The 13,147-nt window shown below is 69.9% G+C and carries 11 protein-coding genes; 2 read left to right on the top strand and 9 right to left on the bottom strand.

Translation table 11 applies throughout. From position 1 onward, the window contains the following. Window positions 1-10: 10 nt before the first annotated feature. The gene (locus tag EAD98_RS13620; protein WP_121654415.1) at window positions 11-478 is read right to left on the bottom strand and encodes an NUDIX hydrolase; all 468 of its coding nucleotides are present in this window, start codon (window positions 476-478) and stop codon (window positions 11-13) included. A gap of 182 nt (window positions 479-660) precedes the next feature. After that, on the bottom strand, window positions 661-3,066 hold the full coding sequence (gene pcrA / locus EAD98_RS13615) for a DNA helicase PcrA (RefSeq protein WP_121654414.1): 2,406 nt from the start codon (window positions 3,064-3,066) through the stop codon (window positions 661-663). 371 nt (window positions 3,067-3,437) lie between these two features. Between pcrA and EAD98_RS13610 the strand changes: the two genes are divergently transcribed. Next, the gene (locus EAD98_RS13610) at window positions 3,438-3,833 is read left to right on the top strand and encodes a chorismate mutase (protein WP_121654413.1); all 396 of its coding nucleotides are present in this window, start codon (window positions 3,438-3,440) and stop codon (window positions 3,831-3,833) included. Between the two features lie 112 nt (window positions 3,834-3,945). Here the strand turns inward: EAD98_RS13610 and EAD98_RS13605 are convergent, their stop codons facing one another. The 5 genes from EAD98_RS13605 to EAD98_RS13585 all read right to left on the bottom strand — a co-directional run bounded on the left by EAD98_RS13605 (window position 3,946) and on the right by EAD98_RS13585 (window position 9,684). After that, entirely contained in the window at window positions 3,946-4,962 is a 1,017-nt protein-coding gene (locus EAD98_RS13605; RefSeq protein WP_121654412.1) for an ABC transporter ATP-binding protein, read from the bottom strand. Next, window positions 4,955-5,983, bottom strand: coding sequence for an ABC transporter ATP-binding protein (locus tag EAD98_RS13600; protein ID WP_121654411.1), 1,029 nt, complete (start codon window positions 5,981-5,983; stop codon window positions 4,955-4,957). Before EAD98_RS13600 ends, EAD98_RS13605 begins: the two co-directional genes overlap by 8 nt. A gap of 26 nt (window positions 5,984-6,009) precedes the next feature. Next, a complete protein-coding gene (locus EAD98_RS13595; RefSeq protein WP_121654410.1) occupies window positions 6,010-6,978 on the bottom strand; it encodes an ABC transporter permease in 969 nt (322 codons plus the stop codon). Then, on the bottom strand, window positions 6,971-7,897 hold the full coding sequence (locus tag EAD98_RS13590; RefSeq protein ID WP_121654409.1) for an ABC transporter permease: 927 nt from the start codon (window positions 7,895-7,897) through the stop codon (window positions 6,971-6,973). Before EAD98_RS13590 ends, EAD98_RS13595 begins: the two co-directional genes overlap by 8 nt. A 149-nt stretch (window positions 7,898-8,046) precedes the next feature. Then, entirely contained in the window at window positions 8,047-9,684 is a 1,638-nt protein-coding gene (locus EAD98_RS13585; RefSeq protein WP_121654408.1) for an ABC transporter substrate-binding protein, read from the bottom strand. Between the two features lie 432 nt (window positions 9,685-10,116). Between EAD98_RS13585 and EAD98_RS31830 the strand changes: the two genes are divergently transcribed. Then, complete coding sequence (locus tag EAD98_RS31830; RefSeq protein WP_305035343.1) at window positions 10,117-10,851, top strand: PIG-L deacetylase family protein; 735 nt, start codon at window positions 10,117-10,119, stop codon at window positions 10,849-10,851. A gap of 6 nt (window positions 10,852-10,857) precedes the next feature. On the opposite strand, the gene EAD98_RS13575 is transcribed toward EAD98_RS31830, so the two are convergent. Continuing rightward, window positions 10,858-11,544 carry a response regulator transcription factor gene (locus EAD98_RS13575; RefSeq protein ID WP_199723394.1) on the bottom strand — a complete coding sequence of 229 codons (687 nt, stop codon included), beginning with the start codon at window positions 11,542-11,544 and terminating at the stop codon, window positions 10,858-10,860. 2 nt (window positions 11,545-11,546) lie between these two features. Next, the gene (locus tag EAD98_RS13570) at window positions 11,547-12,812 is read right to left on the bottom strand and encodes an ATP-binding protein (protein WP_121654406.1); all 1,266 of its coding nucleotides are present in this window, start codon (window positions 12,810-12,812) and stop codon (window positions 11,547-11,549) included. Between the last annotated feature and the right edge of the window lie 335 nt (window positions 12,813-13,147).

The following is a 13,147-nucleotide window of genomic DNA, read 5'->3' as shown; positions in this document are numbered from 1 at the left end:
GGCGGCGGTCTCAGTGCTGAATGAGACCGCCGACCGGAACGGAGGCGACGTGGCCGGTCACCGGAAGGGTGTGCGCCAGTGCGAGGCCGATGTCGACAAGCCCTGATCGGCGCAGCTGAGCTACGTCGGGTATCGGAGTCCAGACCGACTCGGCGGTTTCGCCGTTCGGCTCGGGCCGGAGAGCGCCGCCGGTGATACGCACTCGGTAGAAGATGCCGACGTTCTGGTGCTCGATCCCCCGATGCGCCTCGGCAGCGGGAATCACTCTCGAGTCCACACCCAACAGGCGTTCCACCACCCCGTCGCAGCCGGTTTCCTCGGCGAGCTCCCGGATCACCGCATCGAACGGATCCTCCGCGTGCTCGACCTTGCCGCCCGGGAGGGTCCAGTGACTGCCGCCCGGCGGTGGGACGTAACGGGCGAGCAGGACCCGCTCATCCTCGATGCACACGGCGTACGCCGCCAGCCGGAAACTCATCCGCGCACCTCCCGCCGGACCCTACATCGCCCGGCGCCCGCAAGGCTTCGCCGAAATCCCACAGCCGCACCGCTAGCGCACGCAACTTCAGGGAAAGAGTGGCCTCCGGCGGTGCCGAGACCACCCTTTCCCTGAAGCAGTGCGGATCGTGGGCAGCGGACCTCCGGCCCGCGCGTTTCGGGTCAGAGCTTGTCGATCGGGGCGTGCCGCAGCACCAGCCACATGGTCTGGTCACCGAAGTCGATCTGCGCGCGGGCGCCCGGGCCGTGCCCCTCGACGGCGACGACCCGCCCCAGCCCGTACCGCTGGTGGTTGACCCGGTCACCGGCCGCCACCTTCGGTCCCTGCGGCAGCTCGCTGGCCGTGGTCAGTCGGCTGCCGTCCACCCCGAGCCGCTTGGCCAGCTGGGCCGCCTTCGGCGTGCCCCCGCTGAAGGTGCCCCGAACGCCCGGCGCGCGGTCCGCGCGACCACCGACGCCGCCGCCCCCACCGGCCCACGAGGTGTACGACCCCTCGGTGCGCTCCCAGTGCACCAGCTCCGGCGGTAGCTCCTCCAGGAACCGCGACGGAGGGTTGTAGGCCGGCTGCCCCCAGGCCGAGCGGGTCACCGCCCGGGAGAGGTAGAGCCGCTGCCGGGCCCGGGTGATGCCGACGTACGCCAGCCGGCGCTCCTCCTCCAGCTCGCGGGTGTCGCCCAGCGAGCGCAGGTGCGGGAAGACGCCGTCCTCCAGCCCGGTCAGGAAGACCACCGGGAACTCCAGCCCCTTGGCGGTGTGCAGCGTCATCAGCGTGACCACGCCCTGATGGTCGGGGTCGTCGGAGGGGATCTGGTCGGCGTCGGCGACCAGTGCGACCTGCTCCAGGAAGCCCGCCAGGGTGGCCCGCTCGCCCTCCGCGCCGGTCGCCTCGATCCGCTCGGTGTACTCGCGGGCGACGCTGACCAGTTCCTGGAGGTTGTCCACCCGGCCGGCGTCCTGCGGGTCCAGGCTCTCTTCCAGCTCGGTGAGGTAGCCCGAGCGGGTCAGCAGCGCCTCCAGAACCTCCTCCGGAGTGCCGGTCTCGGCCAGCTCCCGGGCGCCGTCGAGCAGCGCCACGAAGTCGTCGATGCCGTTGGCCGCCCGGCTGGAGATGCCCGGCGCCTCGCGGGCCCGGCGCAGGGCTGCGCCGAAGGAGATCCGGTCGCGGCTGGAGAGCGCCTCGACGCACGCCTCCGCCCGGTCGCCGATCCCCCGGCGCGGGGTGTTCAGCACCCGTCGCAGGCTCACCGTGTCGTCGTCGTTGACCACCGAACGCAGGTACGCGAGCGCGTCGCGGACCTCCTTGCGCTCGTAGAAGCGCACCCCGCCGACCACCTTGTAGGGCAGGCCGACCCGGATGAACACCTCCTCGAAGACCCGGGACTGGGCGTTGGTGCGGTAGAAGACGGCGACGTCGCCGGGGCGGGTCTCGTCGGCGTCGACCAGCCGGTCGATCTCCCGGGCCGCCCAGTCCGCCTCGGCGTGCTCGGTGTCGGCCACGTAGCCGACGATCTGCTCGCCGGCGCCGGCCTCACTCCACAGCCGCTTCGGCTTGCGGGAGGTGTTCCGGTCGATCACCGCGTTGGCCGCGTTGAGGATGGTCTGGGTGGAGCGGTAGTTCTGCTCCAGCAGGATCGTCCGCGCGTCGGTGAAGTCCCGTTCGAACTCCAGGATGTTGCGGATCGTCGCGCCCCGGAACGCGTAGATCGACTGGTCGGCGTCACCGACGACGCACAGCTCGGCCGCCTGGAGCCCCTCGGTGCCGGAGACCAACTCCTTGATCAGCGTGTACTGCGCGTGGTTGGTGTCCTGGTATTCGTCGACCAGGACGTGCCGGAACCGGCGACGGTAGCTCTCGGCCACGTGCGGATGGGACTGGAGCAGATGCACGGTGGTCATGATCAGGTCGTCGAAGTCCAGAGCGTGCGCCTCGCGCAGCCGCCGCTGGTAGAGCGTGTACGCCTCGGCGAGCGCCCGCTCGTTGGGCCCCTTGGCCCGCTCCGCGAACTGCTCCGGGTCGACCAGCTCGTTCTTGAGGTTGGAGACCTGGGCGGCCAGCCCGCGCGCCGGATAGCGCTTCGGGTCGAGGTCCAGTTCGCGGGTGACCAGCTGCATCAGCCGGCGTGAGTCGTCCGCGTCGTAGATCGAGAACGTGGACTTCAACCCGGCGTGCTCGTGCTCGGCGCGCAGGATCCGGACACACGCGGAGTGGAACGTCGACACCCACATCAGCCGGGCCCGCGGGCCGACCAGCGCGGCCACCCGCTCCTTCATCTCGCCGGCCGCCTTGTTGGTGAAGGTGATGGCGATGATCTCTCCGGGGTGCACGTCCCGAGCGGCGAGCAGGTACGCGATCCGGTGTGTGAGCACCCGGGTCTTGCCGGACCCCGCGCCGGCGACGATCAACAGCGGCGAGCCGGCATGGGTGACCGCGTCGCTCTGCGGCCCGTTCAGCCCGGCGAGCAGCTGCTGCGGATCGAGGCGGACGGCGGCCGGCCGGGGCCGGTCCGGACGGGCCTGTGCGGACTCCGGCGCAGGCGGGGACGCGGGAATGTCGAAGAGAGGATGCATCGCGCGACAAGTCTATGCCGCCGGCCGGACACTTCCCCGACCGCGCGGCGTCGTCGTCGGCGCGCCCGACCGCCGACGCGGGACGACGACGGTGACAGCAACCTGGCGGGCACCCAGGGTCACGGCTCCAGGGACGTGCCGGAGCAGAGAAGGTGCCCTGTTGACACCGAATCCTTGCGCAGGGGCCGGCCGCATGGGCATACTCGACGGCGTGTTCGCTCAGCGCTACTACTTTTACTACGGCACCGGGAGTCCGGCAGCCGTAGGTCGCGCCTGATCGATCAGACCTGCGAAAGCCCCGGGCTCCTGGAGCCCGGGGCTTTTTCGTCCCGGGATCCGGGCACCGGGCACGACAGTGCGAGAGGTACCCGATGATGACAGACGTGGCGGAGCAGAGCGGCGGGCCGGTCCGACCGGGGGCGGAGCAGCCCCCGGTCGACGGAAGCGGACCCGCGGCAGGGGTGGCGCCACCGGCCGAGGACGGGGGGCCGGCCGAGGCACGGACCGGCACCGCGGAGCCGGCCGCCGCCGCACGGATCGTGCAGATCAGGGAACGGATCGACGAGATCGACAACGCGATGATCTCGCTCTGGCACGAGCGGGCCACGCTGTCCCAGGAGGTCGGGGCGACCCGGATGGCGTCGGGCGGTACGCGCCTGGTGCTCTCCCGGGAACGGGAGATCCTGGAGCGTTTCCGGGTCGCGCTCGGCGCCGACGGCACCCAACTGGCGCTGCTGCTGCTCCGGGCGGGGCGCGGCCCGCTGTGAGCCGCCGGGGCCGGCCGGCCGGCACGGCGGCCGCGCAGCGCCGGAGCGGGCCCCGGACAGACGAAACCGCCTGCCGTCGTCGTGGTAGACGTCGGCAGGCGGTTCCGGTGACTCAGGCGGCCTCGTGGCTCGCGACGATCTCGCGCTTCTCCGCGAAGTGGCAGGCGCTCGGGTGGTCCGAGCTCGGCCGGATCTCCAGCAGCGGGACCTGCTCGGCGCAGACGTCCTGCGCCTTCCAGCAGCGGGTCCGGAACCGGCAGCCCGAGGGCGGGCTGATCGGCGACGGCACGTCACCGGTGAGCCGGATGATCGTCTTGTTGTGCCGCTGGGTCGGGTCCGGCACCGGCACCGCCGAGAGCAGCGCCTGGGTGTACGGGTGGGTCGGCCGCTCGTAGATCTCGTCCTCGGTGCCGATCTCAACGATCTTGCCGAGGTACATCACCGCGACGCGGTCCGAGAGGTGGCGGACCACCGACAGGTCGTGCGCGATGAAGACGTACGAGAGCCCGAACTCGCCCTGCAGCTGCTCCAGCAGGTTCATCACCTGGGCCTGGATGGAGACGTCCAGCGCCGACACCGGCTCGTCGCAGACGATCACCTCGGGCCGCAGCGCGAGCGCCCGGGCGATGCCGATGCGCTGGCGCTGACCGCCGGAGAACTGGTGCGGGTACCGGTTGATGTGCTCCGGGTTGAGCCCGACCAGGTCGAGCAGCTCCCTGACCTTCGCCCGGCGGCTGCCCTTCGGCGCCACCTCCGGGTGGATCTCGAACGGCTCACCGAGCAGGTCACCGACGGTCATCCGCGGGTTCAGCGAGGTGTACGGGTCCTGCATCACCAGCTGGATCTGCCGACGGAGGCGCCGCAGCGCACCGCCGGAGAGCTTGGAGATGTCCTGGCCCTTGTAGACCACGCTGCCGGCGGTCGGCCGCTCCAGGTTCATCAGCACCCGGGCGAGGGTCGACTTGCCGCAGCCGGACTCACCGACCACACCCAGCGTCTCACCGGCGCGCAGACCGAACGAGACCCCGTCGACCGCCTTGACCTGACCGACGGTCTTCTTGAACACCACGCCCTGGGTCACGGGGTAGTGCTTGACCAGGTCACGGACCTCGATGATGTTCTCAGACACGGTTCACCAGCTCCTCGGCGAAGTGGCAGGCGCTGGCCCGTGCGGTGCCCACCTGCAGCAGGGGCGGGAGCTTCTCCCGGCACACCGGCTGAGCCATGGGACAGCGCGGGTTGAACGGGCAGCCCGGCGGGATGTTCATCAGGTTCGGCGGGAGGCCCTTGATCGTCCGGAGCTGCTGCCCCTTCTCGTCCAGCCGCGGGATCGAGTCGATCAGACCCAACGTGTACGGGTGCGCCGGCTTGGCGTACAGGTCGTACACGTCGGCTTCCTCGACGATCCGGCCCGCGTACATGACCGCGATCCGGTCCGCGACGTCGGCGACCACGCCGAGGTCGTGGGTGATCAGGATCATGCCCATCTGCCGCTCACGCTGAAGCTCGGCGAGCAGGTCCATGATCTGGGCCTGCACGGTCACGTCGAGCGCGGTGGTCGGCTCGTCCGCGATCAGCACCTCAGGATCGAGCGCCAGCGACATCGCGATCATGGCGCGCTGCCGCATACCGCCGGAGAACTGGTGCGGATAGTTGCTGAACCGGCCCTTGGCGTTCGGAATCTTGACCTGGTCGAGCATCTCGATGGCGCGCTTCTTGGACTCCGCGCGACCCATGCCCCGCCGGATCCGGAACTGCTCGGCGATCTGGAACCCGACGGTGAAGACCGGGTTCAGCGCGGAGAGCGCGTCCTGGAAGATCATCGCGATGCCCTCACCGCGGATGCGGCGGCGCTCCTCGCTGGACATGGTGAGCATGTCCTTGCCGTGGAAGCGGACCTGCCCATTGGTGACGAAGCCGGGCGGGGTGTCGAGGATGCCCATGATGGTCTGCGCCGTGACGCTCTTACCGGAGCCGGACTCGCCGAGCACGGCGAGGGTCTCCCCCGCGTCGACGTGGTACGTCACCCCGTTGATGACCTTGGCGACGCCGTCCCGGGTACGGAACTCCACCCGCAGGTCGTCGACCTCGAGCAGCCGGCCGGAGGGACGTCCGGAGCCGCCGGTTCCCGGCGCGGACTGCTCAGACACGAGAATGTCGGACAACTGGATCTCCCCTAGCGGAGTTTCGGATCGAGGGCCTCGCGGACCGCCTCACCGAGCATCACGAAGCTCAGCACGGCGGTGACGAGGAACGCGGCGGGGAAGAACACCAGCCCCGGCGCGACCCGGATGAACTGCTGCCCGTCGCTGATCATGATGCCCCAGGACACCACCGGCGACTTCAGGCCGACGCCCAGGAACGACAGGGTTGCCTCGGCGCCGATGAACGAGCCGACCATGATCGTGCCGTAGACCAGCAGCGGGGCCAGGCAGTTCGGCAGCAGGTGCTTGAGGATGATCCGGCCGGTGCCGGCACCCAGCGCGCGTGCCGCGACGATGTAGTCGGCCTCCTTGGTGGCGAGCACCGAGGAGCGCATCAGCCGCATCACGACGGGCCAGCTCAGCACCATCAGGGAGGCGATCACCAGGCCCATGATCTCGGCCTTGCTGTTGCCGGCGCCCGACCCGTTGAACGTGGTCAGGATGACGATCGCGCCGAGCACGAACGGCAGACCGAAGAAGACGTCGGCGATCCGGCTGAGCAGCGCGTCCACCCAACCACCGCGGTAGCCGGAGATGATGCCCATGGTTCCACCGAGGAGCAGGGTGCCCACCACGGACAGCACGGCGACCACAATCGACGCTCGTGCGCCGTAGATGACCCGGGCGTAGACGTCGCGGCCCTGCACGTCATAGCCGAACCAGCCGTCGGCGGAAGGCTTGTCGAGGCTGCGGGCCAGCGTGCCGTTGACCGCGTCGCCCGGGGCGAACAGCGCCGGGAAGGCCGCCATCAGCAGGAAGATCACGATCAGCGTGGCCGAGATCCAGAACAGCGGCTTGCGCCGCAGGTCCCGCCAGGCGTCACCGAGCAGGCCGCGCGGCTTCTCGTTGCTCTGGGGCAGGCCAGCGGTGGTGGGTGCGCCGGCGTCGGTCGACTGCGCGGGAGGGGTGCTGACGATCGATGCGGTACTCGGGTCACTCATAGCGGATCCTCGGGTCCAGGGCGGCGTAGAGCAGGTCAACCAGCAGGTTCATCAGGAGATAGACCAGCACGAGGACGACCACGATCCCTACCACGGTAGCGCTTTCCTTGGTGATGATCGCGCGGAAGACCTGGCGGCCGATTCCGTTGATGCCGAAGATGCCCTCGGTGACGATCGCGCCGCCCATCAGGGCACCGAGGTCGGTGCCGAGCAGGGTGACCACCGGGATGAGCGAGTTGCGCAGCAGGTGCACGCCCACCACCCGGCGCATCGGAAGGCCCTTGGCGATGGCGGTACGCACGTAGTCGGCGCGGCGGTTCTCCGCGATGCTCGTTCGTGCCACCCGCGCGATGTACGCCACTGACGCGCTACCCAGCACGAAGCCCGGCACGATCAGTTCGGAGAGCCGCATCTCGGAGGAGACGGTCGGCTTGATGATGCCCCACTGCACGCCCAGCAGCCACTGAAGCACGAAGCCGACGACGAAGACCGGCAGCGCGATCAGGAACAGGGTGGAGACCAGGACCAGGTTGTCCAGGAACCCGTTGCGCCGCAGACCGGTCAGCACGCCGGCGCCGAGGCCGATCACGGCCTCGATGCTGAGCGCCACCAGGGCCAGCTTCAGGGTGTTCGGGTAGGCGGTCGCGATGATGTCGCTGATCTCGCGTTGCTGGAACGTCTGACCGAAGTCGCCCTGGAGCAGGTTCTTCATGTAGTTGCCGTACTGCACGAAGACGTTCTGGTCGAGGTGGTACTTCTCGGTCATGAAGGCGATGTACTGGTCCGGGCAGCGGCGGTCACCGCACTTGCCGGCGAACGGATCGCCCGGAACGGCCCAGACGAGGGCGTAGATCATGAACGTCGTACCGATGAAGACCGGCACGAGTTGGAGCAGCCGTCTCAACAGATAACGGCCCATGGGGTGGTCCTCCAGACAGGGGGCGCGTCGGACGGCCGACACGGTGGTGACAACGTGGCGAGTGGAATGTTGTAACACTCACTCGCGGAACGGCCCCGGGTCGGGCTCACCGGATGTGGCGAGCCCGACCCGGGGTCAGACCGTTCGGATCAGAGCTCGACCGAGGTGATGTCGAGTTCGCCGACGTTGTTCAGCTCGAGCTTCTTGATCTTCTCCGAGTGGCCGGACTGCTGGCCGTAGAAGTAGACCGGGATGCTCGGGACGTCCTGGTCAACCAGCTCGACAGCCTTGGAGAACTGCTCGTGCGAGGCCTCCAGGCTCGGTGCGGCGCCAGCGGCCTTGGCCAGGGCGTCGACCTGCGGGTTGCTGTAGAGGCCGTCGTTCGAGGAGCCACCAGTCACGTAGAGGGGGTTGATCCAGTTCTCCACGTCCGGGTAGTCCTGCTGCCAGGCGGCACGGTACGGGCCGGTCATCTTGTGCGCGTTGACCTGCTGGCGGAAGACCGCGAAGGTCGGCATGCCCTCGGCGCGAGCGTTGATGCCGAGGTTGGTCTTGACCTGCTGCGCAACGGCGTCCATCCAGTCCTTGTGGCTGGAGTCCGTGTTGTAGAAGAAGACCATCTCACCCGTGAAGCCACCGGCCTCGGCCAGGAGCCGCTTGGCCTCGGCGGCGTCGAACTTGCAGGCGGTGCAGTTGCCCGGCTTGGCGCCCGGGGTCAGCGGGTTCGCCCAGCTGTCGGCCGGCTTGCGGGTACCGAAGAAGATCTTGTCCGTGATCTCCTGGCGGTTGATCGACAGCGACACGGCACGACGCAGCTTCGGGTTCTGGAAGCGCTTGTCGTACATCGGGAACGCGATCAGGCCGGTCGTCGGCGTGGTGGTCGACAGACCCCGCTCACCGAGGTCGGTCTTCCACTTGTCACCGGCGAGCGCCGAGGTGGGGATCGACTCCAGGAAGTCCAGGTTGTTGGCCAGCAGGTCGTTGTAGGCCGCCGTCTCGTCCTGGTACAGCTTGACGTCGACGTCCTTGACCTTCATGGTGTCGCGCAGGTTGTAGTCGTCGAAGCGCGTCAGCTTGATGAGGACGTTGTCCTCCCACGACAGGAACTTCACCGGGCCGTTACCGATCGGCTTCTTGCCGAACTCCTCGGGCTTCTGGGTGAAGAACACGTCCGGCAGCGGCATGAAGGCGCTGTAGCCGAGCTTGGTCGGGAAGACCGCGGTCGGGGCCGCCAGGGTGACCTCGAAGGTCTGGTCGTCGACGACCTTCAGGCCGGACAGCTTCTCGGCCGAGGGCGGCGGAGCCTTCTTCGGGCCCTCGCCGTCCGGGTCGGACGTGTAGGTCTTGTCGAAGCCCGCGATGTCCGAGAAGAAGGTGCCGTTCTGCGCGCCGTTCGGCGAGTAGGCGGCCCAGTTCCAGGCGTCGACGAAGTTCTTCGCCTTCACCTCGGTACCGTCGTGGAACTTGGTACCCTTCTTGATCTTGATCGTGAAGACCTTGGAGTCCGTGGTGTTGATGGACTCCGCCAGCGCGTTGCGCGGGGCCCCACCGTCGTTCGGGTACTCGACCAGGCCGGTCCACAGCCAGTCGATGACCTTGCCACCGCCGGTCTCCGTGGTGTTCGCCGGGACCAGCGGGTTCTCCGGCTGGACGCCGTGGATAACGATCGAGCCGTCCTTGCTGGCGGCGGCGTCGCCGTCGCCGTCACCGCTCGAGCAACCGCTCGCGACAAGCGCGGCAGCCGCGCTGAGCGCGATCGCGCTCGTCGCCCGCTTCGAGACTCTCATTCCGAGGGGCCTCCTCTTTCTAAGCCTGGTTCCGTCGTGGGTTTCACGCACGTCTGGGGGTGACACCGCCCGACCACCCCGGGGCGCGGGTCGCCGGGTTCACAGGGAAGTTGGAGACACCCCTGATGTTCCGATCCGCCGGGCTCCCCACCCGACGAGGCGCGACCCGACGCAGGCGACACAGCCACGAACCGGCCGCGAAACAGCGGAGGTCGTGGTCGTGGGCCGTACGGAGTGCCGCACACCGAGGGTGAGGTGCTGCCACTGTGACACCCACTGGCCTCTTCCGTGAAGGTGCCGTTATCAAGCCGTTAGTTGCCCGCCACGTTGCCGATACTTGAAAATTGATCATAAAAGGGTCGGGTCGGGCAGCTCTGAGCAGGAAATACGTGGTCCAGCCGGACACCGGCGCCCGGCGTAGTCTCAGGTTCTGTGAGCTTTCCGGCGTCCGCTCCCGTGCTGTCCGACGTCCGCCGCGCGCTGGCGGTCTTTGCCCATCCGGACGATGTCGACTTCGGCTGCACAGGCACGATTGCCGGCTGGGTGGACGAGGGCGTCGAGGTCGCCTATCTGATCATCACCCGTGGCGACGCCGGCGGCTTCGACGACACCGACCGGGCCGAGATGCCCCGCCTGCGCGAGGCCGAGCAGCGGGCCGCGGCCGCCATTGCGGGCGTGCGGCAGGTCGACTTCCTCGACGGGTACCCCGACGGAACGCTGACCTCGACGCCGGCGCTGCGCCGGGACATCGCCGCGGCCATCCGCCGGTTCCGACCCGACCGGGTGTTGACCAGCTCTCCGCTGCGCCGCTGGGACCTGCTGGCCGGGCCGAGCCACCCGGACCACCTGGCGGTCGGGGAGGCCACCACCTGCGCCATCTATCCGGACGCGCGCAACCCGTTCGCGTTCCCGGAGCTGCTGGCCCAGGGGCTGGAGCCGTGGGTGGTCCGGGAGGTCTGGTACGCCGGCGGCCCCGCCCCGGACCACGCCGTCGACATCACCGACCGGTACGACCGCAAGGTGGCCGCGATGCGCGCCCACCACTCACAGACCGGTCACCTGGACGTGCCGGCCTGGATCCACGACCGGCTCGCCGAGGTCGCCGCCGACGCGGGGCTGCCGCCGGGCCGGCTGGCCGGGGCGTTCACGGTGCTGCGGACCACCTGAGCAGGGTCACACGAGCCGGCGGTCCGCCGCCCATCGCGAGAGTTCGTAGCGGTTGGACATCTGGAGCTTGCGCAGCACGTTCGACACGTGCGTCTCCACGGTCTTGATGGAGATGTACAGCTCCTTCGCGATCTCCTTGTACGCGTACCCCCGGGCGAGCAGCCGCAGCACCTCCCGCTCCCGGTTGGTGAGCTGGTCCAGCTCCGGATCGGCCACCGGGGCGTCCGGCCGGGCCGCGAAGGCGTCCAGCACGAACCCGGCCAGCCGCGGGCTGAACACCGCGTCACCGTCGGCCACCCGACGGATCGCCGCCGCCAGCTCGTCCGGCGAGATGGTCTTGGTGACGTAACCCCGGGCACCGGCGCGGATCAGCCCGATCACGTCCTCCGCCGCGTCGGAGACGCTCAGCGCCAGGAACTTCACCTGCGGGTGGCTACGCCGCATCGCCTCCAGCACCGCGCGTCCGCCGCCGTCGGGCATGTGCACGTCGAGCAGCACCACGTCCGGTCCGGTCGCGGCGATCCGGGTGACCGCCTCGGCCACCGTGCTCGCCTCGCCCACCACCTCGACGTGGGCGCCCAGCTCCGCGCGCACCCCGGCCCGGAACATGGCGTGGTCGTCCACCAGGAACACCCGCAACCGCTCGGGGCGGGCCTCCGCCGGGTCGAGGTGCTCCATCGACTGCTCAGCCATGGTCATCTGTTCCTCTCCGCTGCGGACGAGTCCCGGGAGATCGGCAGGATCAACCGGACCTCGGTCCCCTCCCCCGGGCCGGACCGGATCTCGGCCCGTCCGCCGTGCCGCTTCATCCGCCCGATGATCGAGCCGCGTACGCCGTGCCGGTGGTCCTCCACGGTATCCGGGTCGAAGCCCGCTCCCCGGTCCCGGACGAAGACGCTGACCTGATCGGGCTCCACCTCGGCGTAGAGCGACACGGTCTGCACCCCCGCGTGCCGGGCCGCGTTCACCAGCGCCTCCCGGGCGGCGGCGACCAGCGCGTCGACCCGCTCGTCGTTCTCCCGGTCACCGACCACCACCGCCTCCACCGTGATCGCGAAGGTGTCCTCGACCTCGGCCGCGGCCTGCTCCAGCGCCGCCGCGAGACGCTCGTTCGGCGACGCGGTGGGCTTGTAGAGCCAGTTGCGCAGCGAGCGTTCCTGCCCCCGGGCCAGCCGCTGCACCGTCTTGACGTCGGCGGCGTTGCGCTGGATCAGGGCCAACGTGTGCAGCACCTGGTCGTGCACCATGGCGGCCAGCTCGGCCCGTTCCTGCTCGCGGATGCGCCCCTCGCGCTCCGAGCGGAGCTGGTTGTACGTCCGCCAGAGCACCGGCGCCGCGACCACCCCGACCCCGGCCAGCCCGACCAGCGCGAAGATGACCCCGTTGATCACGGCGTCGAAGTTCTGTGCCGGCGAGTAGACCGCCGCGACGCCGATGATGCCGACCGCGACCAGCACCCCACCGCCGATGAACCGCAGCACGAAGGCCCGCCGGTCGCTCTCCTCGACCACCGCGCCGAGCCAGGGCACCGGCATCGTGTCGCCCCAGCGCCGCCGCCGCTCGGGCGCGGACTGGTGCCAGATGACTCCGGCGCCGACCGCGATGATGGCCACCAGCCAGCCGGCGGTGCCCGCCGCGCCGACCGAGTCGAAGACCATCACCTGGATCAACAGGACCCCGAGGCCGATCCCCACGAACGGCAGGAGCTGGGCCACGTCCCGCCGGGGCGGCACCGCGGTGTCACCGGGCCGCAGCGGCACCACCGCCCAGAAGGCCGCGTAGAGGAGCAGGCCGAGCCCGCTCAGCCCGAGCAGCACCATGAACGCGACCCGCACCCGCAGCACCGAGATGCCGAGGTGGTCGGCGATGCCGGCGGCGACGCCGGCGGCCATCCGGTGCTCGGGGGCGCGGTAGAGGCGTGGAGGCGGGGTCGCGATGCTGATCGGAGGCTCCCGGGTCATGGGTGGCGGGTCGGGCGAGGTCGGTGGATCCGATCGTCACACGCTGCGGGGTACCGCGACCACGGGGACGCCCCCGACATTCCGGCCGCCCGGATCTCAGGGTGGGGTCAGGGTCGGGTCCTGAGGTCGCTCGGGCGAACCTGGCAGCAGGATCGAGGCATGACCGAGGAAGCTGCCCCGCCGCCCCGACCCGGGTCGGCACAGCCGGGCGGTTCATCACCGCCCTCACCAGCCGCGATACCCGCCGGCTGGGCCGAGCCGACCCCGTTCGGCCCGCCCACCGGCGCCACCACCGGGTTCGACCCCGGCCCGGCCGCCGACCCCACACCGGGGGC

Origin of the sequence: Micromonospora sp. CV4, from assembly GCF_003667455.1 — a bacterium.
Taxonomy (GTDB): domain Bacteria; phylum Actinomycetota; class Actinomycetes; order Mycobacteriales; family Micromonosporaceae; genus Micromonospora.
The sequence above is the reverse complement of the archived record's forward strand: the minus strand, read 5'-3'. Positions and strand labels throughout refer to the sequence as shown.